Source organism: Methylophilus sp. 42, assembly GCF_000384155.1.
In the GTDB taxonomy this organism is placed as follows: Bacteria; Pseudomonadota; Gammaproteobacteria; order Burkholderiales; family Methylophilaceae; genus Methylophilus.
Map to the genome: position 1 here is coordinate 2054508 of NZ_KB913031.1, position 22200 is coordinate 2076707.

General features: G+C 50.9%; 22 protein-coding genes. 10 read left to right on the forward strand and 12 right to left on the reverse strand.

What is annotated here, in order from left to right:
• Positions 1 to 25: 25 nt before the first annotated feature.
• A complete protein-coding gene (gene dapB / locus MET42_RS0109835; protein WP_019882777.1) occupies positions 26 to 832 on the reverse strand; it encodes a 4-hydroxy-tetrahydrodipicolinate reductase in 807 nt (268 codons plus the stop codon).
• Positions 833 to 864: 32 nt separating this feature from the next.
• Positions 865 to 3045, reverse strand: a complete 2181-nt coding sequence (gene bamE, locus MET42_RS0109840) for an outer membrane protein assembly factor BamE (protein ID WP_232411456.1) — start codon at positions 3043 to 3045, stop codon at positions 865 to 867.
• A 130-nt stretch (positions 3046 to 3175) separates the two neighbouring features.
• Here bamE and fur point away from each other — a divergent pair, with 130 nt between their 5' ends.
• The gene (fur, locus tag MET42_RS0109845; protein WP_019882779.1) at positions 3176 to 3595 is read left to right on the forward strand and encodes a ferric iron uptake transcriptional regulator; all 420 of its coding nucleotides are present in this window, start codon (positions 3176 to 3178) and stop codon (positions 3593 to 3595) included.
• Positions 3596 to 3651: 56 nt separating this feature from the next.
• The gene (locus MET42_RS0109850; RefSeq protein ID WP_019882780.1) at positions 3652 to 4179 is read left to right on the forward strand and encodes a DNA-deoxyinosine glycosylase; all 528 of its coding nucleotides are present in this window, start codon (positions 3652 to 3654) and stop codon (positions 4177 to 4179) included.
• Positions 4180 to 4229: 50 nt separating this feature from the next.
• Here MET42_RS0109850 and MET42_RS0109855 read toward each other — a convergent pair whose 3' ends face one another.
• The 3 genes from MET42_RS0109855 to MET42_RS0109865 all read right to left on the reverse strand — a co-directional run bounded on the left by MET42_RS0109855 (position 4230) and on the right by MET42_RS0109865 (position 7197).
• Positions 4230 to 4409, reverse strand: coding sequence for a hypothetical protein (locus MET42_RS0109855; RefSeq protein ID WP_019882781.1), 180 nt, complete (start codon positions 4407 to 4409; stop codon positions 4230 to 4232).
• A 235-nt stretch (positions 4410 to 4644) separates the two neighbouring features.
• Entirely contained in the window at positions 4645 to 6306 is a 1662-nt protein-coding gene (gene recN / locus MET42_RS0109860; RefSeq protein WP_019882782.1) for a DNA repair protein RecN, read from the reverse strand.
• A 21-nt stretch (positions 6307 to 6327) separates the two neighbouring features.
• Positions 6328 to 7197 (reverse strand): NAD(+) kinase, encoded by an 870-nt coding sequence (locus tag MET42_RS0109865; protein ID WP_029512394.1) that lies wholly within the window; start codon positions 7195 to 7197, stop codon positions 6328 to 6330.
• 103 nt (positions 7198 to 7300) lie between these two features.
• On the opposite strand from MET42_RS0109865, the gene hrcA reads away from it, so the two are divergent.
• From hrcA to hemH, 3 genes are all read left to right on the forward strand, one after another.
• Entirely contained in the window at positions 7301 to 8317 is a 1017-nt protein-coding gene (gene hrcA, locus MET42_RS0109870) for a heat-inducible transcriptional repressor HrcA (protein WP_019882784.1), read from the forward strand.
• A 118-nt stretch (positions 8318 to 8435) separates the two neighbouring features.
• Positions 8436 to 8669 (forward strand): glycine zipper 2TM domain-containing protein, encoded by a 234-nt coding sequence (locus tag MET42_RS0109875; protein ID WP_019882785.1) that lies wholly within the window; start codon positions 8436 to 8438, stop codon positions 8667 to 8669.
• Positions 8670 to 8771: 102 nt separating this feature from the next.
• The gene (gene hemH / locus MET42_RS0109880; RefSeq protein WP_019882787.1) at positions 8772 to 9878 is read left to right on the forward strand and encodes a ferrochelatase; all 1107 of its coding nucleotides are present in this window, start codon (positions 8772 to 8774) and stop codon (positions 9876 to 9878) included.
• A 76-nt stretch (positions 9879 to 9954) separates the two neighbouring features.
• Here hemH and MET42_RS0109885 read toward each other — a convergent pair whose 3' ends face one another.
• The gene (locus MET42_RS0109885; protein ID WP_019882788.1) at positions 9955 to 10512 is read right to left on the reverse strand and encodes a PEP-CTERM sorting domain-containing protein; all 558 of its coding nucleotides are present in this window, start codon (positions 10510 to 10512) and stop codon (positions 9955 to 9957) included.
• Between the two features lie 283 nt (positions 10513 to 10795).
• On the opposite strand from MET42_RS0109885, the gene rfaD reads away from it, so the two are divergent.
• From rfaD to MET42_RS0109910, 5 genes are read left to right on the forward strand one after another with little or no spacing between them, the layout of a single operon-like run.
• The gene (rfaD, locus tag MET42_RS0109890; RefSeq protein ID WP_019882789.1) at positions 10796 to 11785 is read left to right on the forward strand and encodes an ADP-glyceromanno-heptose 6-epimerase; all 990 of its coding nucleotides are present in this window, start codon (positions 10796 to 10798) and stop codon (positions 11783 to 11785) included.
• Positions 11786 to 11809: 24 nt separating this feature from the next.
• The gene (locus MET42_RS0109895; protein WP_019882790.1) at positions 11810 to 12370 is read left to right on the forward strand and encodes an SIS domain-containing protein; all 561 of its coding nucleotides are present in this window, start codon (positions 11810 to 11812) and stop codon (positions 12368 to 12370) included.
• On the forward strand, positions 12370 to 13842 hold the full coding sequence (gene rfaE1, locus MET42_RS0109900; protein WP_019882791.1) for a D-glycero-beta-D-manno-heptose-7-phosphate kinase: 1473 nt from the start codon (positions 12370 to 12372) through the stop codon (positions 13840 to 13842). The genes MET42_RS0109895 and rfaE1 overlap by 1 nt, the downstream gene beginning before the upstream one ends.
• On the forward strand, positions 13839 to 14849 hold the full coding sequence (gene waaF / locus MET42_RS0109905; protein WP_019882792.1) for a lipopolysaccharide heptosyltransferase II: 1011 nt from the start codon (positions 13839 to 13841) through the stop codon (positions 14847 to 14849). The genes rfaE1 and waaF overlap by 4 nt, the downstream gene beginning before the upstream one ends.
• Positions 14836 to 16386: a hypothetical protein gene (locus MET42_RS0109910; RefSeq protein WP_019882793.1), complete on the forward strand. Its 1551-nt coding sequence runs from the start codon at positions 14836 to 14838 to the stop codon at positions 16384 to 16386. Before waaF ends, MET42_RS0109910 begins: the two co-directional genes overlap by 14 nt.
• Here MET42_RS0109910 and MET42_RS0109915 read toward each other — a convergent pair.
• From MET42_RS0109915 to edd, 6 genes are all read right to left on the reverse strand, one after another.
• A complete protein-coding gene (locus MET42_RS0109915; protein ID WP_019882794.1) occupies positions 16383 to 17297 on the reverse strand; it encodes a glycosyltransferase family 2 protein in 915 nt (304 codons plus the stop codon). The genes MET42_RS0109910 and MET42_RS0109915 overlap by 4 nt on opposite strands.
• Entirely contained in the window at positions 17297 to 18124 is an 828-nt protein-coding gene (gene rfaP, locus MET42_RS0109920) for a lipopolysaccharide core heptose(I) kinase RfaP (protein ID WP_232411458.1), read from the reverse strand. Before rfaP ends, MET42_RS0109915 begins: the two co-directional genes overlap by 1 nt.
• 6 nt (positions 18125 to 18130) lie before the next feature.
• Positions 18131 to 18784, reverse strand: coding sequence for a hypothetical protein (locus MET42_RS0109925; protein WP_232411461.1), 654 nt, complete (start codon positions 18782 to 18784; stop codon positions 18131 to 18133).
• Positions 18785 to 18837: 53 nt separating this feature from the next.
• A complete protein-coding gene (locus MET42_RS0109930) occupies positions 18838 to 19500 on the reverse strand; it encodes an HAD family hydrolase (protein ID WP_019882797.1) in 663 nt (220 codons plus the stop codon).
• A gap of 70 nt (positions 19501 to 19570) precedes the next feature.
• On the reverse strand, positions 19571 to 20200 hold the full coding sequence (gene eda, locus MET42_RS0109935; RefSeq protein ID WP_019882798.1) for a bifunctional 4-hydroxy-2-oxoglutarate aldolase/2-dehydro-3-deoxy-phosphogluconate aldolase: 630 nt from the start codon (positions 20198 to 20200) through the stop codon (positions 19571 to 19573).
• A 152-nt stretch (positions 20201 to 20352) separates the two neighbouring features.
• The gene (gene edd, locus MET42_RS0109940; RefSeq protein WP_019882800.1) at positions 20353 to 22167 is read right to left on the reverse strand and encodes a phosphogluconate dehydratase; all 1815 of its coding nucleotides are present in this window, start codon (positions 22165 to 22167) and stop codon (positions 20353 to 20355) included.
• Between the last annotated feature and the right edge of the window lie 33 nt (positions 22168 to 22200).

Below are 22200 nucleotides of genomic sequence, written 5' to 3' on the forward strand. Positions count from 1 at the left end.
GCAGGCCTTAGGTGCCTGCTAAAAATCAGCTTTTATCAAACCCCAGCACATCGCGCATATCAAACAAACCCTGTGGTTTATCGGCCAGAAACTTGGCCGCACGTAATGCACCCTGGGCAAAGGTAGCACGGCTAGATGCTTTGTGTGTTAACTCGACACGCTCACCCACGCCTGCCAACACCACGGTGTGATCACCGACCACATCGCCACCGCGCAAGGTCGCAAAGCCTATCGTGCCTGCCTCGCGCTCACCGGTCACGCCTTCACGCGCATATACCGCGCAATCCTTTAAGGCTTTATCAATACCTTTGGCTGCGGCTTCACCCAAACGCAGCGCAGTACCAGAAGGCGCATCCACCTTGTGGCGATGATGCATTTCCACCACTTCAATATCATAGCCCTCATTGAGCACGCGTGCCGCTTGCTCAACCAGGTTAATCAACAAGGTCACACCGACGCTCATATTAGGCGCAAACACTACGCCAACGTTTTTGGCAGCTGCCTCAATACTGGCTTTTTCAGCTTCATTAAAGCCGGTGGTGCCAATGACTAATTTCACATTTGCCTGCTGGCAAGCTTGCAGGTACTGCATGCTGGCTTCCGGACGCGTGAAATCTACCAACACATCCGCACCCTGCAATGCAGCAACGATATCAGCACTGATTTTGACGCCTGTTTGCTTACCAAACTGTTCACCGGCATCGCGCCCAATCATCGGGCTCTCGGCACGATCCAACGCAGCATGCAGCTGCAAACCACTATCCGAAAAAACACCTTCCAGTAAGGCATGCCCCATACGGCCGGACACACCAGCAATCACAACTTTCAACATCACTCGCTCAATCATTCTTTAATAATTTAGGATTAAAACCCGATTTGTTCCAGCACGCCATCCAAGTGCTCTGAACTACCTTCAGGCGCAGTCACCTGCTGTTTGGCGGCAGGCACATCTGCACCGCTGGCAGCGCTTTCACGCACAATCAACCAGCGGTTGTTAGTGGTATCCAGCTTCAACTCCAGACGCTTGACCATCTCGTCGCTAAACGACTTCGAAGCATATTTCTGCGTGAAGGTCGCAATAGCAGCATCCCCATCACGACTCACATTCACATCTGCGAGTTCCAGGCTGATTTTGCCTTGCTGTGGCGACAAGCGTTTTTTACGTTGCGCTTCCCAGGCAGCACGGCTAGGCAAACCCTCTGGCACAAAAGCCGGTGAATAAGCCGCAAAGTAGGCGCTGGCATTCTTGCTACGCCAGGCCTGCGCCCACGATTGAATAGCAGCATCCACACTGGTTTCAACCGTAGCCGCACTACTGGATACGGCACCCGCATCAGTAGCAACTGATGCACTGGTTTTTGCTGACTCCGTCGCCGCAATCACAGCACCGGCAGCAGCCTCTGTGCGCTCACGCGTAATTAACCAGCGCTTTTGTGCAGGCGCATAGCGCAACTCCAGCGTTTTGTTTAATTCATCCTTATAAGCTCTGGCAGCATATTTTTGCTCAAATTGTACGGTGGCTGTCGAACCATCACGTTGCACCTGCGTATTATTCAGCACCAGTGTAATGTTACCTGCCGCAGACAAACGCTGCTTGCGCTGTGCTTCCCAGGCTTTTTTGGATGGCAAACCTTCCGGGACGAAATCAGGCGCATAGGCCGCCAGATAGTTTTTAACATCCTTGGTCCGCCAGGCTTGCGCCCAAGCAGCCACGGCCTGATTAATATCAGCATCCCCAGCTGGCGCCTCTTGCGTTGCTACTGGCGCTGGTTCAACCACTTTAGCGGCGGCAGACTTAGCCTGCGCCGGCTTCTCTTCCGCAGCAGCCAATGTGGCCGCCGTGGCCGCAGCTTGCGCGACCGGTTTTACAATCGGCTTGCTCACAGGCGGCGGCGGCAATTCCGGCTCTGGTTCAGGCTCTGGCAACTGCTCCGCCACAAACGTGGGTGACGCCTCGGCAGCACGATCTGCTTTAGGTGCAACCCCTTTTTCGGTCACCTGATGCGCTTCAGCATCTGTTGCGGGCGCATTGGCTTCAGCCATATTGCCTTTGACCATTTCCTGCTCGGTCGGCACCACTGGCGCCACATACTCACCCTCAGGAATATAGGGAATCACTTCATCATCTTCAACGGCTGCCACGGCAGCAGTTTTGGCAGCTGGTACAGCCTGCTGCGCTGGTTTGACAGCCGTTGCGGCAGCTTTTTTAGTCTCCGCAGGCTTCACAGCCGCGGCAGCAACGGTCGCCGCAGCCACCACAGGCGCAGTAATACTCTTGCTGGCTGCTGGCGCGGCTTTGACTGCTGGTGGCAAGACAGCCTCAGGCTCTGCAGTCACTGCTTCTTGCTTAAACACTGGCGGCGGCTCTACAGTATCTGCAATCTGCGCAGCCATTTCTTTTTCATTAACAGGATGCGCCTTGGCCTCAGTCACCTGATTGGCTGCCGCATATTCACCTTCAGGAATGTAGGGAACGACTTCCTCTTCCGCAGCAACTACTTTGCTACTTGCCGTGTCAGCTTGCGCTTTGTTGGCCTTAGCCTCTGTCGCAGCAACTGCAGCGGTAGCGGTAGCGGCCGCAGCTTCTGTGGTTTTATCAGCAGCGACCTCTTCTGCTTTCCAGAATTTCAGCTTATCCGTCCAGGCCTGCTCTTTTTCAGCCTCGACTTTTTTCTGTGGTGCTTCTGCAATAGTTTTAATATCAGGATTTTCTGCAGACGGAATCACGTCGCCACGCACAGAAACCAGACTATCCTTGTCAAAATCGAGAATCACTCTGCGTTTCTCAACGACGGTGCCCTGTTTACGCAGCTCATAAAAATAATCCCAGCGGTTATCACGGAAACTATCTACAATCAGCGGAGTCCCCATAATGTAGCGCACTTGCGAACGTGTCATGCCAGGACGAAGTTGCAATAGCATTTTGGAAGTGACAACATTACCTTGCTGCACTTCCATCTTGAATGGCTTGACTGAAGGAAGTTTGGCACCGCACCCACTCTCCAGAGATGCGACAGCCAACACAAATAAGATAGAATTACGCATTGGATTCACTTTATAATCGGTATTATTGAGAATAATCATTAATATACCACGTAGTTTCGCCAATCAAGTATGGCAGGCGACTTAAGGCGTGACAAAACTTAACGACAGACAACACCAATGGACAAAACCTATGCATGATCCCAAAGAACTTAAAAATGCAGGCCTCAAAGCGACGCTACCGCGTCTGAAAATTCTGGAGCTGTTTGAAAATAGCGAGCAGCGCCACCTGTCTGCCGAGGACATTTACAAAATCATGATTACCAATGGTGAAGACGTGGGCCTGGCAACGGTTTATCGCGTTTTGACCCAGTTTGAGCAAGCGGGGCTGCTGGTACGCCACCACTTTGAAAGCGGCAAAGCCGTGTTTGAAATGAATGAAGGCAGCCATCACGACCATATTGTTTGCGTGAAATGTGGCCGCGTTGAAGAGTTTTACGACGAAGAAATCGAAAAAAGACAAAAAGCAGCAGCAGAACAGTATGGCTTCAGCATGCAAGACCACTCACTGACCATTTATGGCCTGTGCAAAAAACAACCTTGCACTGAATAATCACCACTATCATGGGTTGATGCTCCTCGGCGAGCATTGGCCCATCGCACCTCTGCTTGTCTGAACTCACCCCTACACCAGCACATTACGCTACCGGATTTGCGCCTGTCGCTAGCCCCGATGCGCGTATTCTGATTCTGGGCACCCTGCCTGGCATCGCGTCACTCAAACAGCAACAATATTACGCACATCCGCAAAATGCTTTCTGGCGCATATTGGAGCGACTATTCGATATCCCGGCAGATGCGCCTTACCACATGCGCTGCCAATCTGCACAAGATCATGGACTAGCGATTTGGGACGTATGTCACGCAGCACAACGCACAGGCAGCCTGGACAGTAACATTCAGGGGCACAGCATTATTGCCAACGACATCAACGGACTATTAAAGACCTGCCCACACATCGCGCTGATTGCCTGTAATGGCCAAGCTGCCGCACAGTTGTTCAAAAAACACATTCGTCTTGCACGCGCAATCAATACTGTATTGCTGCCCTCAACCAGCCCTGCCAATGCGAGATTACGGTTTGAGGAAAAACTGGCGCAATGGCAGGTGCTAAAACAACACCAAGAAGCGCAATAGATCAAAAAAAACGGCCTGACATGTCAGGCCGCGCTGTTAACAATCGCTATTTATCTGGCGAACACTTTATTGGTGACTATGGCGACTGCCCCAAGCACAATCGAAATCACGCCCATGAACAGATTGCCCTTGTCACCACAGACGATGCAGTGCACCCCGCCCGGTGTAATCATCAACCCACCAATAACAATCACCCAGGCCCAAGCTACTAATCCTACCCATCTATACATATGAATCTCCTCAGCATTTAATGTGAACAAAGCAGCGAATCGCAGTGACGCTATTGAAAACAATAATTAATATAATTTAACAATTGGTGAGGAGATTAAAGCACGATTCCAGACAGCAATCAACGCCAAGCCATACGAGAGGGAAAATAAACATCAGGAGAAATAAACCGGCGACTTGCAAATACATCTGCAAGCGCTATAGCCTCACACCATGTGCGACTATGCATTGAAGCAATCAGGCCAGATTAGCCTGTAACATTTCCCGCGCATGATCGCGCGTGGTTTCGGTGATCTGCAAGCCGCCCAGCATGCGGGCAACTTCTTCTACACGCTCATGTGCATCCAGCGTGCGAATCCTGCTCAAGGTCGCGCCCTGCTGCTCGGACTTGCTGACTTGCCAATGTTGTTGCGCCTGCGCAGCCACTTGCGCCAAATGGGTAATCACCAGTACCTGCCTGTGCTGACCCAACTGGCTTAGCAGCTTGCCAACCACCTCTGCCACGCCGCCGCCGATACCGACATCGACCTCATCAAAAATCATGCATGGCACAGTGCCCAATGAGGCCGTGGTCACCTGCAAGGCCAGGCTGATACGCGACAACTCACCACCGGAAGCGACCTTATTGAGTGGACGCGGCTCCACCCCGGCATGACCAGCGACCAGAAATTCAACCTGCTCCAGGCCATGTGCCGCAGGTTCTCCTGGGGTTAAAGCAACAGCAAACTGGCCACCTTTTAATGATAAAGCCTGCATTTGTTCGCTAATGGTTTTTGCCAACTTGTTCGCCGCTTGCTGCCTGATAGATGACAGCTGCGCAGCCTGCGCTTGATAGCTTTGCCAGGCGGCTTGCACCTGCTTTGCCAAGGCACCATCATCCGCAAAGCTTTCTAGCTCAGCCATGCGGCCCAATTGCGCGGCCAATAAATCTGGCAACTCATCTGGTTTAACGCGGAATTTACGCGCAGCACCATGAATCGCCTGTATGCGCGACTCCACTTCGGCCAGGCGCGCCGGATCCAGTTCACTTTTCTGCAAGTAACGATTCAAGGCACGGCTGGCTTCTTCCAGTTGCACTACGGCAGAATCGAGCGTTTCTACCATAGGCTGCAAACCGATATCAATCGCCTGCAACTCCGCTAGTTTGGCTTGCGCTTGCGACAGTAAATCCAGCGCATTCACCTCATCGCTTTCGCTCATCATCTGCAGACTGGCTTCCATGCCACTGAGCAGGCTGGCACCATTGCTGAGCCGGGCATGCTCTTGCTGCAAAGCTGCCCATTCTTCAATGGAAAACCCCAATTGTTTGAGCTCACGCGTGCTATCGCGCAACACAGCCAACTCATCGGCAAACTGGCTGGCATTTTTTTCATACGCCAATTGTTGCTGATGCAGTTGCGACCACTCTTTATACAGTTTGGCAACTTGCTTGGCTAATGGCGCGGCTTGCGCATAAGCATCCAGAATCTCGCGCTGGGTAGCGACTTTCAGTAAGGAGTGGTGCGCATTCTGGCTATAGATATCAATCAGGGTTTCGCCAATGTCGCGCAATTGGCCAACGGTGGCCGACGCACCATTGATAAACGCACGGCTACGGCCATCGGCATAAATGACACGGCGTAAAATCAGGGCATCGTCGACATCGATTTCTTGCGCTTGCAGCCACTCGCGCGCTGGCAGATTATTGCGGATATCGAAGGTGGTGGAAATTTCGGCCTTTTCGCAGCCTTTGCGCGTCACATCACCTTCATTACGCGCACCCAAGCTCAAAGACAAAGCATCAATCAGAATTGACTTACCTGCTCCGGTCTCGCCGGTGAGCGCGGTATATCCCGCTGAGAACTCTAGTTCCAGCATATCAACAATGACAAAATCTCGGATAGAAAGGGCTTGTAGCATGGTTTTTTTGTACGGGCCTGATTAGCCCCAGTTTAATTTGTTACGCAACATATCAAAATAACAATAATCTTTGGGATGTACCAGTTGAATTGCTTGTGGCGCACGTTCAGTGCGCACATGATCTCCCACCATCAGCGGATATTGCCCCTGCCCATCGTAACTGATTTGGGCATCGGCGGCATTCACTACAATTACCTCAATCACGCTACAAGCTGGTACGGTAATTGGCCGGTAACTAAGCGTATGCGGGCTGATAGGCACAATCGAAATCGCTTCCAGATCCGGATGCATAATCGGGCCACCCGCAGACAATCCATATGCCGTGGTACCCGTTGGGGTAGTGAGAATCAAGCCATCAGACCGCTGACGCGAGACAAACTGTCCATCCACATGTACTTCCAGCTCAATCAGACGGAAAGCACTTTTAATCACCACATCATTCAAAGCAACGGTGTGTTCTATGGCCTGCCCGGCACGTGTCACCACTGACTGCAGCAGCATGCGAGACTCCAGCTGACACTCTCCTTGCAGGATTTTATCAATCTCAACCAGCATATGATCGGTTTGCAAGTCGGTCAAAAAGCCGAGGCGGCCACGATTAATACCGATGAGTGGCACGCCGGTATCGCGCAAGGCGCGGCCCACACTCAGCATGGTGCCATCGCCGCCCATCACGACCACCAGGTCAGCCTTGCTGCCTATATCATCCAGGCTAGCCAGTTCAAAACCTTCATCATCCACAAATTGTGCCGTGCGCTCTTCAATACAAACATGCAAGCCCTGAGACAGCAGGTGATGCGCCAAACGGGTCAAATCACTTTGCATGTGCTGCAAGGCGATGGCATCCATGTATTTTCCAACAATGGCAACGGAACGGAATGTAGATTGCATGGCCGCATTAAAGCATAGAAGCCCACAACTGAAAAGCGCAAGGGGCTGTTATCCTGAGCGTAAATGGTGCAAAATTTGAAACACGGCAACAAGGTGGTTAAAAGTGGATAAACGCGCGCAAATTTTGCTAAAAACGCTGGTGGAACATTACATCAGTGAGGGGCAGCCTATCGGCTCCCGTACCCTGCTTCAACATTCAGGCCTCGACGTCAGCCCGGCGACCATCCGTAACGTGATGAGTGACCTCGAACAATTAGGCTTTATTACCAGTCCGCATACTTCGGCTGGCAGGGTGCCCACTAAAAAAGGCTATCGCCTGTTTGTCGATTCGCTGATGACGGTGCAACCACTGGACCAGCGCGCCATGACGCAACTGAAAAGTGGCTTATCCTCGCCTAACCAGCAGGCGCTGATCAACAGTGCCGCCGATATGCTGTCGCAACTCACCCAGTTTGCCGGCTTGGTGATGATCCCGAAACGCACACGTAACGTGTTGAAGCACCTGGAATTTCTGCACTTAAACGACAAGAAAATCCTGGTGATTCTGGTGACTGAAGATGGCCAGGTACAAAACCGTATTTTGCTCACCGACAAAGCGTTTAGTGCCAGCGAGCTCACCGCCGCCAGCAATTACTTTAACAGCTATTGCCGCGGTCTTTCGCTCGAAGAAGTACAAGCCAAGCTCAAACAAGAACTGCAGCAAATGCAGGTGGATATTAACCGCCTGATGTCCGCCGCACTTGAAGCCGCCAGCCAGCCTGAATCCTCGGAGCAAGAAACCGTGGTCATTGCCGGTGAACGCAATTTACTGCAAGTGGATGAGTTATCCACCAACGTCGGTAGCCTGCGCAAGCTATTTGAGATTTTTGAGCGCCGCACCGCACTCATGCAATTGCTCGATCATAGCCAGCGCGCAGATGGCGTGCAGATTTTTATTGGTGGTGAAAGTGGCTACCTGCCGCTGGACGAATGCAGTCTGGTGACCTCGCCGTATGAAGTGGATGGCCAAGTTGTGGGCACCTTGGGCGTGATTGGGCCGACGCGCATGGCCTATGAGCGCATTATCCCGATTGTAGATGTGACCGCCAAGTTGCTATCGAACGCATTATCGAACCAGTAGCCAGCTTCTTTACATTTGTCAGAAAGTTCTGACATCACTATCAGCTTCAGCCTGCTACAACCTAAAGGACCACTTTTTTATACTGACCACACTATTTACTTATTGTGGAGAGATCAAAATGAACAGCGTAAATCAAAAATCTTTACATAAATCACTTATCTGGTCTGTACTGTTAGCGTTGTGCCTGAGCACTACGGCCTGTGGCTCCATGAGCACACGCGGTAAAAGTACAGCCTTAGGCGCAGGGATTGGTGCAGTCGGCGGTGCTGTGTTAACCGGTGGTAGCGCCATTGGTACGGTTGGCGGTGCCGCCATCGGTGGCGTGATCGGTAACCAGATCAACAAAAAATAACTCACCCTGCGCCCCAAGCAACCGCTGACAGAGTATTAGCGGTTGCCGCACTTTTTTCACTGGCAAGCGTCATATAGGCTCTTATTCGCTTAAAATGCCTTTATGACCTATTACCAGCCAGAGCCTGCCTACACCCACGGCAGCCAACCAAAAGTGGGGATCTTGTTAGCCAACCTCGGCACACCAGAAGCGCCAACCGCCAAGGCATTACGTCCCTACCTGCAACAGTTCCTGATGGACAGACGCGTGGTCGAAATCCCGCGCCTGATCTGGTGGTGCATCCTACACGGTATTATTTTAATCATCAGGCCCAAAAAATCTGCCGAAAAATACGCCAGCATTTGGCGCAAAGACGGCTCACCATTAATGGCCTATGCAGTACAACAAAAAAAACTGTTGCAAGGATACCTGTCACAAAAAATCAACTCGCCATTTGCCGTCGAATTAGGCATGACCTACGGCAATCCCAGCATGCAAAGCGCGATTGAGTCACTCAAAGCACAAGGTTGTGACCGCATCCTCGTATTCCCGCTCTACCCGCAATACGCCGCCAGCAGCACGGCGGCCGCGCTGGATGCGGTGTGGCGCGTGCTGCTTAAAATGCGCAACGTGCCCGCCATTCGCACCATCAAACACTACCACGACCACCCGCGCTACATTCAAGCCCTGGCCAGCCATATCCAAACCTACTGGAAACAACACGGCAAACCCGAAAAACTGGTCATGAGCTTTCACGGCGTGCCTAAATTTCACCTGCTTAAAGGCGACCCCTACCACTGTGAATGCCATAAAACCGCTCGCTTGCTGGCCGAGGCTTTAGGCTTAAGCAAAGTACAATATGAAGTCGGCTTCCAATCCCGCTTTGGCCGCCAGGAATGGCTGCAACCCTACCTCGCCAACACACTGGACGCCTTAGGCAAACAGCAAATCAAACGCATAGACGTCGTCTGCCCCGGGTTTAGCAGTGACTGCCTGGAAACCCTGGAAGAAATTGCCATGGAAGGCAAACATTTATTTCAGTCTGTGGGCGGGGGTGATTATCACTATATCCCGGCGCTGAATAATGAACCTGTGTGGATTGAAGCCATGCGCGATATTGCACTGGAGCATTTGCAGGGTTGGGTGAGTGATGACTTCAATCAGGTGCAAGCAGAAGCTGAGGCGCAAGCAAGTCAGCAACGTGCTTTGGCGATGGGTGCTGAAAAATAGCTCTCGGACATAAAGTAGACATAAAAAAAGCGTAATTAAATTACGCTTTTTTTACTACTGACGGATAGTTTAATGATCAGGCTTGTTTGCGGCGAGTGGCAAAACCTAACAATCCCAGTCCGGCCAACAGCATGCCATAGGTTTCTGGCTCTGGCACGTTTGCAACCGTAAACTGAAATTTATCGTAGCTGAAGCCAGCGCCTGTCGAGGAGTCATCAAAATACAGTTTTGTGATGTTTGAATAGGCGCTTAAATCAACCAAACCGTTTGACTCACGTGCAATGGTGCCGAGTAAAGAAGCGCCACTGAAAATGTTAATATCCAGATGGTCACCACTATCGTAACCGGCAAGCACAAACGAGAGATTATTCACTGCTGCTGTAAAGTCAACTTGCAAGTCTGCCTGGCAGTTAAAACCTGCCGTCAGAGCGCAAATTTCGCTGTCTATGCCTGACGCACCAACGTAAATATCTGACCCGAAAGATGTGATGGTCGCCTGCGGGAATACCAGAACAGTGGAGCCTTGAGAGCCGTGTACTAACGTTGTGAAGTCTAATGTATCAGCAAACGTATTGGTTGAAAATAAAGCAACAAAGATTGATAGAGCGATACTGCGTTGTTTCAAGAATTTCATAACACCCTCCCCATAAATTATATTAATAATAAGAATTGGCCGGTGATTGTAAGCTTATGATAGGAACCTGTCTATAGCCCTTTGGGGCAAGGCAATTAAGGCTGAATTGACCTGGGTTTATACAGTGTCATTGCCCGCGCAAAAGTCTCCAGCATAAGCTACATAGTGATAACGATTGATTGACATGCATGAAGTATTGATACATTCAAAGCCTACCGATTCCTATGCCAGCCCTCGCCGATTACGCGTTATAATCGCGTTTTAACGTTTTTATCGTTCCCCTATGATCATTATCACCGGTGGTGCAGGCATGATTGGCTCTATCATGGCCTGGCATTTGAACAACAAACTGGGCCGGCAAGATCTGGTAATTGTTGACCGCATCACACATGAAAACCAGTGGCAAAACCTGGTGCACAGGCACTATGCCGAATACCTGGACAAAGACCAGTTGTTCGACTTTCTGGAAGATAACGACGACATCACAGCCGTGATTCATATGGGTGCCATCAGCGCGACCACCGAGCGCGACTTTAACAAGCTGGTGGCGGATAATATGCATTATTCGCAGGACTTGTGGTCTTGGTGTGCGGAATATGAAGTCCCCTTCTTTTACGCCAGCTCTGCCGCGACCTATGGCGGCGGTGAGCAAGGCTACGATGATGCCAGCATCGAAAACCTGCGCCCCTTGAATGGCTATGGCTATTCGAAACACTTTTTTGACCAGTGGGTGTTGCAGCAAGTCGCGCAAAAACAGATCACACCTCCCGCATGGGCAGGATTCAAGTTTTTCAATGTCTATGGGCCAAACGAATACCATAAAGAACGCATGGCCAGCGTGGCTTACCACACCTTTAACCAGTTTAAAGAAACCGGCACCATGCGTTTGTTTAAAGGTACCAAGGCGGACGTGGCAGACGGCATGCAACTGCGTGACTTTGTCTATGTGAAAGACGTCGCAGATGTGATGGGATTTTTCCTTGAGGCTGCGTTGAAAAACAAACCAGCGGCGAATGCGATTTACAATATCGGCACCGGGCAAGCACGCAGCTTTAAAGACCTAGCGACCAATGTGATGACCAGCATGGATCGCGAACCCAATATTACTTATATTGATATGCCGCAAGATCTTCAGGGCAAATATCAGTACTTTACGCAGGCCGAGATGAAAAAGCTGCGCGATGCGGGTTATAAAAAGCCATTTACCACACTGGAAGAAGGCGTGAAGGACTATGTGCAGAACTATTTGCGGCAGGATGACCCTTACGCATAACCTCCTTCAGAAATTGTGAGCGACATGAATCATATTGAATATCTTAAAGGTGAGCACGCGGCGCATGTGGCGATGTTTCAGGCATTGGAACCGCTATTTCCGCTGATTAGCGATGTTGGCAATTTGCTGCGCGACTGTATTCAGCGTGGCGGCAAGGTGTTGCTGTGCGGTAACGGCGGCAGCGCGGCGGATAGCCAGCACATTGCTGCAGAGATCGTTGGCCGCTTTAAAAAAGAACGCAAGGGCTTGCCATCCATCGCTTTGACAACGGATACGTCTATCCTGACCTCAGTCGGTAATGACTATGGCTATGACTATATTTTTGCGCGCCAGGTCGAAGCACTTTGCCGCCCCGAAGATATCCTGATTGGCTTGACCACCAGTGGTAACAGTGCCAATGTGGTGCGTGCGATTGAAGCTGCTAATGACATTGGCGCAACAACCATAGGCCTGACTGGCGGTAGCGGCGGCAAATTGAATGTGCTGTGTACACACAATATCGTCGTCCCCTCCAGCGTCACCGCCCGCATTCAGGAAGCGCATATTTTCATTGGTCACTGCCTGTGTGAAATTCTGGAATCCTGATGACTGCAACGGTATTGAATAACAACACGGCAACGCTGGTTGCCCATTTTGGCGAACAAAAACAGCATGCGCTGGTCATTGGCGATGTGATGCTGGACCGTTACCTGATGGGTGAGGTCAATCGCATTTCACCTGAAGCACCGGTGCCGGTGGTATTGATCAAATCAGAGCAACAACGCGCAGGCGGCGCGGCCAATGTCGCGGCCAACCTGGCACTGTTGGGCATCAAAACCCGTATGGTAGGCATGGTGGGAGCCGACAATGAAGGCCAGCTCTTACTCGCAGCCATGCAAAGCTGTGGCATAGATACATCGGCCATGATCAACACAGCCACACGCCCCACTATTGCCAAAACACGTATTCTGGGCGGGCATCAGCAGATGATGCGTCTGGATCAGGAAATCACCACTGAACTCTCAACGGCGGAAACCCAAACCGCAACCGAAACCATTAACGCAGCCCTGGCGCAACAACCGGCGCTAGTGATTTTGTCAGACTACGCCAAGGGCTTGTTGACCGAACCGCTATGCCAGCATGTGATTCAACATTGCCGCCAACATAACATCCAGGTCTTGGTGGACCCTAAAGGGCGCAACTATGACAAATATCGTGGTGCGACGGCGCTCACGCCCAACAAAAAAGAAACGGCTGAGGCCTGCGATACGCAAGTCCATGACGCAGCACTCATAGAGAAGGCCACTGCACTCAAGTCCCGTTTGGCGCTGGATTTTCTGGCCGTCACACGTGGTGAAGAAGGCATTACCCTGATTGCTGACCGCACCGATCATTTAAGCGCCACGGCCAAACAAGTGTTTGATGTATCTGGCGCGGGCGATACCGTGATTGCCACACTGGCAGCCGGGCTCATGCATGGCTTGAGTGCGCTAGATAGTTTGTCACTCGCCAATATTGCTGCCGGTGTCGTTGTCGGCAAAGTAGGCACTGTGCCGATTACCAAGGCTGACCTGGTAGACGCCATTGCCACCGCACAAGGCAGCGAACAAGCACATAAAGTATGCGAATTGCCAGGCCTGCTGCAAAAAGTCACAGCATGGAAACAACAAGGACAAAAAATCGTTTTTACCAACGGCTGCTTTGACTTATTGCACGCCGGGCATGTCACCTACCTTGAAGGCGCCAAAAAACGCGGAGACAAACTGATCCTGGGCTTGAATACCGATCGCTCAGTCTCTGCGTTAAAAGGCCCGACTCGGCCAGTGGTTAATGAACAGGATCGCGCCCGTGTCCTGGCCGCGCTAGAGTCTATTGATGCTGTCATCCTGTTTGACGAAGATACCCCGCTCGCACTGATCAATGCCATACAACCAGCCGTGATTGCCAAAGGCAGTGACTATACTGCTGAGCAAGTGGTAGGCGGCAAAGAAGTGCTGTCGTGGGGAGGTGAAATTGCCCTGATCGATCTGGTAGAAGGCCGCAGCACCACCAACCTGATTAAAAAACTGCACGCATGAATAAGATACTGGTGATGGGCCCGTCATGGGTAGGCGACATGGTGTTGGCGCAAAGCCTGTTCAAACAGCTCAAAATCGAGCAACCAAATTGCCAAATATCCGTTGCCGCACCAGCCTGGACCATCCCCTTGCTAGACAGGATGCCAGAAGTGTCACAAGCCATTGCCCTACCGTTTAAACATGGCGACCTGGCGTTGCGTGAGCGCTTCCAATTCGGCCGTTCATTGGCAGGACAAGGGTTTACGCAAGCGATTTTGCTCACTAACAGCCTTAAATCAGCGATTCTGCCGTGGGCGGCCAAGATTCCCGTCCGCACGGGTTTTAAAGGCGAAATGCGCTATGGCCTGGTGAATGATATGCGTCCACTGGATAAAACAGTGCTTAAAAAAACCGTGGAGCGCTTTGTCGCACTTGGCTTGCCAAAAAATGTCGCCCTGCCCGCACAATTACCGCAACCAGCATTACGGTCTGACCCGGCACATGCCAGCACATTATTAAAAACATTCAATATTGGGAACACAGACAAACCTGTGCTCGGGCTATGCCCGGGAGCAGAGTATGGCGAGGCCAAACGTTGGCCCGCAGAATATTACGCAGAAGTGGCAAACCATGCCCTGAACCAAGGCTGGCAAGTATGGCTGTTTGGCTCAGAAAAAGATAAACCGGTCACAGCCAACATCCAGCAACTCACCCAACAACGCTGCGTGGATCTGGCTGGCAGCACCAAGCTGGGCGAAGCCATTGATTTAATGTCACAGTGCAATACCATTATCAGCAACGATTCAGGCCTCATGCATGTCGCAGCAGCGCTGGATAAAAAACTGATTGCGATTTATGGCTCGTCTGACCCCAAACATACGCCCCCCATGCACCCGGATGCAGTGGTGGAATACCTTGGGCTTTCATGCAGTCCATGTTTTGAACGCGTGTGCCCGCTAGGACATTTGAACTGTTTAAAACAAATCTCTCCCTCTACGATTATTGCTGATATCCATGTCACTCATTAAATCACTAATCGTCCAAGCCAGCCGTTATGCTGCGGCGCTTCGTCCCAATCAATATATCGCGATTCTGATTGCGCTGTCTGCTCTGGTTGCTTTACGCATCACTTATGTACAGCACGGCTGGGTAAATGATGACTCACTGCTTTATTTTGAAGTCGCCCGCCTGCTTGCTGACGGGCAATGGCAAGCTGCATACGATTTATTCCCCTGGTTACTGTACCCTGCTTTGCTGACGCTTGGGCATATAGCCACCGGATTGGATATCCATACGACCGCGCAACTGATTAATATTGCGCTATTCACCTTGTTTAGCTGGGGATTTTCATTACTGATCCTGCAAGCTGGCGGTACCATCAAGACCATGTGCTGGGGCAGCCTACTACTGCTATCCACTCAATATATCGTTGGCGATATTCTAGGCATGTTGTTACGCGATGAAGGGTTCTGGGCAAGCCTGACCTGGGCATTATTATTCCTGCTGCGTTACATGCAACGCAGCAAAGTGGCAGATGCTTATTACTTTCAAGCTGCAATCATTGTGGCGATGCTGTTCCGCCTGGAGGCGATTGTTTACTTTGCCTTACCACTACTGACGCTATTGACATGCCATACACTGCCCTTGCGTAAGCGTTTGTACAAAATGGTACATAGCGTGAGCATTCCATTATGCTGCGGATTGCTTCTCACGGCGGCAGTCATCACTGGCATCGTGGAAATTGCACACCTTGGGCGACTGCAGGAAATTATCTACCTGTTACAACAAGGCCTGATTGAGCGTCTGCAGTTTATTCAGGACAAAGGTGACCTGATGGGCAAACAGATTCTGGGGCATCATTTGGATAACTACAGTCAATTTGCCATATGGAGTGTTCTGATTCTGATTACAGTGAACAAGACTCTCAAAGTTGCCGGTTGGCCAGTACTCTTGATCATGATTGCCGGGCGAAAAGCATGGAAAAATATCCACTATCACGCACGACATTTATTCAGCCTGCACCTGATGCTTGGGTTCATCACCAGCGTGTTGATTATTATGAATGCCTTTGTACTGTCGAGCCGTTATGTTATCGCCTCGGGCATTGTCATGTTGGTGATTGGTGCATTCTGTGTTGAATATCTATATGTCAAAGCCTCAGCATGGGGAAAGCGTGGCCTGCTGCTGTTATTCGCTGGCATGCTGGTGGTCAATCTGCATGATTCAGGCCGGGTAGACCTGGACAGAGCGGCTGTAGAGTACTTGCAATCTATCACTCCGCATCAACAATCTGTATTGTATGACACCGAAAATGCCCGTTTTTACGCGCAACAGCCGTTTATGGAGCGTATTCCATCGCATAAGCTTGTGGAGTCATTATTAGCCTCCGGTAAAATCACAAACTACAATTACCTGATGATCAGCATTGCCGATGATAAAGCTGACTATGAGCAATCTGTACAACGCAGGCTAAACGCGGATTTTGAACATATTCATACGCTCTATGGCTGGAAGAAAAAGTCCAAAGTACTGATTTACCGGAAACGCCAGACCACAGCTGACTAGCTTTTCACTATCGGCGCGAGCACCTCGGCAGTCACTGCCAGTGTTGCCGTTGCCCGCGCATCATCATCGAGACGCCGGGCAGATAGACCCAGACATAAATTCAATAATGCATTTCTGGCAAGTTTGAAGCTTGCTCGCGCACGCTGCTTCAACGCAATGCGTTGTACATCTACTGCATGATAGCGTTTTCTGAAAAACAAATATTGCCCCTGCCGCTTACGCATCCACTTGGCAAAACTAATGGCCTGCTTTTCACTGGCGCCGCCAATATGATGCACAGCCAAAGTCTCATCAAATCCAATCGGACCCAGCATCGCGCGGATACGCCAGCATATGTCAGTGTCTTCGCCATACATAAAATAATCGCTGTCAAAACCATCAATACGCAGATAATCTTCACGCCGCATCATCATGCATGCCCCCAACACCCAGGCCACATCACCTGCCAGCGCTGAAAAATCCGTTTTCCGGCATAATTGCTGCGAAGGATAACGTGTGCGCGGATACACCAGCTTTTGCTTTTCTGACTCCACAATCAATGGCGCCAGCATTGCATCGTGGCCAGTTTTGAACCGGTCTATATAACGACGCAACAACGTCACGTCCTGCAAAGTAGTATCCGGATTGAGGATCAGCAGCAACGCAGCCGTGGCATGATTGGCGGCCAGGTTGTTGGCGCGGCCAAACCCCAGATTTTGTTCACTGAAAATACAGCGTACCTGGGCATTAGCGAGGGCTTCTAACTGTTGTTGCTCGTTTTGGTCACCCGAATTATCAACAATGATGACCTCATAAGTCACGCCCTGCTGCTGCGCCAATGATTGCAGGCAGCGTGTCAACTCACTCACCGTATGGTAGTTAACGATCAGTATGGAAATTTCTGGCTGCAAATTCACGCCCCCACTCTTCATTACATCGCCACGCCAGCTTGCCGCTTGCGTTGAAACTTTGCATCCAGTTGACTGGCACGATGTGCGACTGAGTGCAAAAATTGGTGTTGCATCAACACCTGGCGTAATGGTTGCTGATAATAGTGCTTGAGAAACCGCAGTACATCCCGTTGCGTCAGACCGATATGCATGGCGGAAAAATAAAGTCCGGCCAGGTCTTTGAGACGTTTATCCTCAGACAGGTGCGCATGTATCTCTACGCGATGCAAATCCATTAAATGCAATTGCAGATCTTGTGTTTTCAGTGTGCTGCGCGGTAAAGCAAAATGGCATAGATAAAAATCACGATGCCACATGCCATTGGCATGAAAGCAGCGGGCCAGTTCTGCCACTTTTGCAATGAGTTGCCGCTTAAAATATGGCGACGGTGGCTGTTGCAACCATGGTTCACACAAAGTTTCCAGGGTCACGATATCCCCCAGATCACGGGTCACTACAAAAGACTGTTTATGTGCAGGATGCGTACCGCGCTCGCCATAGGCCAGCAGAGGCGTTGTGGCAATGCCAATCTCATTTAATTTGTGTATGGCTTGCCATTCATTACGCGCGCCCAATACCGGCCATTTCAGGCTCAACAGGTTCTTGAAAATCTCACCCCAGCCTACCCCGTAATGTTTTTTAATGAAGATAGACTCTCCATCCAGCATCACTTTATGCGTCTGCCGATCTTTCACTGAACGGAATACTTCGCCCTGCAAAGCCATCCAGTCATCAAACCTGCTGATACTAGGGCTATATCCTGGCTCCAGGTGTACCTGTTGTGATGGTGAGGAGTTAGAATCAGTCATGTGTGCTTATCGACTTTGCAAATAATCAATACTGGCTAAAATGCTCGGTACACAACGGGCTGCCTTTGCCGAGACCTGCTGATACCCCTGCATGGCAGCTTGCCAGAATGCTTTATCCAGCACGACCATCTCTTCATGATATTTACCTAAACGCACAAAACTGCGAATCCGCGTCGCACACATCAGCGACCAGGGATAAATCGTCATATCAGACACATCAATTAAACCAAATTCACTATTCGGCATCAATAACACGTTACCGCTATGCAAGGAGTGAAAATGCACACCTTTATCGTGCATGGTTGCCAGGAATGTTCCCAGCTTGGCTGCGAGTGGGTAAAGCCTGGCCAGGTCAGAAGCCATTAACTGACGCAAAGTCTGCCCTGCCAGCGGCTGGTAAACCACCGCCGTATGGCCGGAATGCGATAAATGGTAGAGTGATTTCACCGTCACCGTTGGGATATCTAATGCTTGCAAGCGCAATGCATTACGGTAAAAACGCCGGGCATGTGAATACAGGCGAGCACCACTGAATACCCTGCGTGCACGGAAAATCTTGAGAAAATCACCATCTGGCAATTGAATCACTTTCGGGCCACGCGGATCCTGCTCGATGATGTTGCCCTCACGGCACATCTGCTGCAAGCGTTCATCGGTCAACAGTTGGCTCCGCGTGTGCAATAGATTCAGCATAAGTGATAATCGGCCAATGATCACAGCGCATGCATATGCGGCACCACAGTCACCTGATGTGTGGCGCAATATGCCTGCCAGTCCGGCATATCAGTCCAGTCACTTAAAAATACAAAGTCCAGCCCTGCACCTGTAGATGCCTGGTGGTCAAAGCGACTATCGCCGATAAACAAAGCGGGGAATTGTATGGTGCCATCCGCAATCATGGTCGCCAGATGCTCGTTCTTTTTAGTTGGCCCACCATAAATACCCAGCTCGAATAAACCATCCAGACCACGGCGCGGAAAAATCTGCCGCAGCTCTTGCTGGTCCCCGCCTGACATCAGCATCCACTTGGCCTGCGCCGTCTTTTGCTTTAAATCCATCAACGCAGGCGCGACTTCACACTGCATTAAGGTCTCATCCAGAATCACTGTAAACGTATCCATAAATGCCTGGAACAACTCAGGCGTCAGCGGTTGCTTAATGATCTCGGTAATGTAATAACGGATCTTGTCATTGCGCGGGATACTGCCCAGTTTGATATGGTAATCGACAAAGGCTTGCGCTTGCTCATCGCTACCGCCCATGCGTTTGGCCGTATTGTAATAAGCATCCACTTTGGTCTGGTTGCTATTGAGGACAACGCCATCGCAGTCAAGCACGATGGTTTTATAGATAGAGAGGTCTGGGCGTTGGGACATAGGCTGGCTAATAAAAAAGGCTTGTATTGCTACAAGCCTTCATTATAGACGATTTGCGTCGGTGACTTGCTTATTTAGCCGCCACAATCGCTGAAGCTTCTTTCGCCAGTTTGGTGATGTGCGCCCAGTCTTTGTTCGCCACCGCATCAGCTGGTGTCAACCAGGTACCGCCACACACAACCACGTTAGGCAATGCAAGGAAGTTAGGTGCGCTTTCTACGCTCACGCCACCGGTTGGGCAGAATTTCACGTCAGCAAATGGGCCAGCAAACCCTTTGAGCAGGTTGATACCACCCACAGCCACGGCTGGGAACAACTTCAGAAAGTAGTAATCATCGGCATTCGCCATCATGATTTCAGAGCCTGTAGACACGCCTGGCAGTAATGGCAAGCCAATTTTACGGGCAAATTGGCCTAACTCAGTGGTATAGCCTGGGCTCACTGCAAATTGGCAACCGACATCTTTAGAAGCTTGTGCATCTTTCAGGTTACGCACGGTACCGGAACCCAAAATCGCATCAGGCACGTGCTTGGCGATTTGTTCCATGGCTTGCAGGGCGACAGGTGAACGCAAAGTCACTTCCAGTACTTTAACGCCACCTTCCAACAAGGCTTCTGCCATTGGTACGGCATCTTCCACTTTGTTGATGACAATGACCGGAATCACCGGGCCATGATTAGCTAACTCTAATGTGCTCATGTTCTCAATCTTTACCTAAATAAATAAACTTTTTTTTAATTGCCTGCTTAACAGTGAATTAAAAGTGCTAATCAAGACTAGGCGCAGAAGCGCAGACAGTACGAATAGTACGGCAAGCGAACTGCAACGACGTATTGCGACGCAATTTTAATTTACAACCAGGTGACCGCACCTTCTTCGGCAGACAGCACATTTCTGCGCATACCACCGAACAACTCACGACCTAGACCGTGCGCATTGTGATGACGCTTGGCATCGCTCAGCTCTTCAGCTTCGCGCTCAGCCCAGGTGTCTTCATCCACCAGCACGTTCAACTGGCCAACCGTTCCGTTGAGGCGAATAATGTCGCCATTGCGGATTTTGGAAATTGCACCACCGGCACTCGCCTCAGGGCTCAAGTGAATCGCCGCCGGAATCTTGCCAGACGCGCCACTCATGCGGCCGTCAGTCACAATCGCGACACGGAAACCTTTGTTTTGCAACACAGCCAGTGGCGGTGTCAGTTTATGCAGCTCTGGCATCCCATTGGCTTTAGGGCCCTGGAAGCGAACCACCGCAATAAAGTCTCTTTCCAGCTCACCACGGTCAAACGCTGACAGCAATTCCTCTTGCGCATCAAACACAATGGCTGGCGCTTCAATGATATGACGGTCTTCAGGCACTGCAGAAATTTTAATCACGCTGCGGCCTAGGTTACCCTTGAGCAAGCGCAAGCCGCCAGACTCATTAAATGGATGTGCAGCAGTACGCACAATGGTTTCATCGCCGCTTTCAGCCGGGTAGTCGGTCCACACCAGTTTATCCGCTGTTTTCTCCGGTTTTTTACCGTAGTCACGCATGCCACCACCGCTGACGGTGTACACATCGGGATACATGTAACCACCTTCGATCAGCTCGCGAATCACGAAACCAGGGCCACCAGCGGTCTGAAATTCGTTGACATCGGCTTTGCCGTTCGGGTAAACACTGGCCAGCAAAGGCGTGGCCTTGGCCAGGTAGTGGAAGTCGGTCCAGTCAATGATAATCCCGGCGGCACGTGCAACGGCTACCCAGTGGATCAAATGGTTAGTTGAACCACCAGTTGCCAGCAAGGCCACCATGGCATTCACAATCACATGTTCGTCGACCAGGCGGCCAATCGGCACGAATTTTTCTTTTTTGGTATTTTGTATCACCAGGCGCACCGCCTCGCGCGTCAAATCTTCGCGCATACCATCATGTGGATGGATAAAAGCTGCACCAGGCACATGCAAACCCATCGCCTCCAGCAACATCTGGTTACTGTTGGCGGTGCCGTAGAACGTACAGGTACCTGCACCGTGATACGCCGCAGACTCGCTCGCCAGCAACTCCTCGCGGTCACACAAGCCTTGTGCGTATTTCTCGCGGACTTTGGATTTTGAGGTGTTATCGATACCGGTGCTCATCGGGCCAGCGGGCACGAACACACATGGCAAATGGCCAAAATGCAGCGCGCCAATCAACAGGCCAGGCACAATCTTGTCACAGACACCGAGCAACAAAGAAGCATCAAATACGTCATGAGACAAAGCAACCGCAGTACTCATGGCAATGGTGTCGCGGCTGAACAGGCTCAGTTCCATGCCTGGTTCGCCCTGGGTAATGCCATCACACATGGCTGGCACACCACCTGCCACCTGCACGGTTGCACCCAATTTACGGGCTTCATCACGGATAATATCCGGATAGTCCACGTAAGGCTGATGCGCAGACAGCATTTCGTTGTAAGCCGTGACGATACCAATATGCGTTGGTTTCTCGGCATAAATCTTGAACTTGTCGTTTTGTGGCATCGCCGCAAACGCGTGCGCCACGTTGGCACAGCCCAGACGATCCGGGCCTTTTTCACGGTTCAGGTAATCATCAATACGCTGCAAATACGCCTTGCGGGTCGGACGGCTGCGCTCGATGATGCGTTCTGTTACTTCAATGTGAGATTGTTTCATTGACTATCGCTCAACTGTGTTTTAACTACCTGA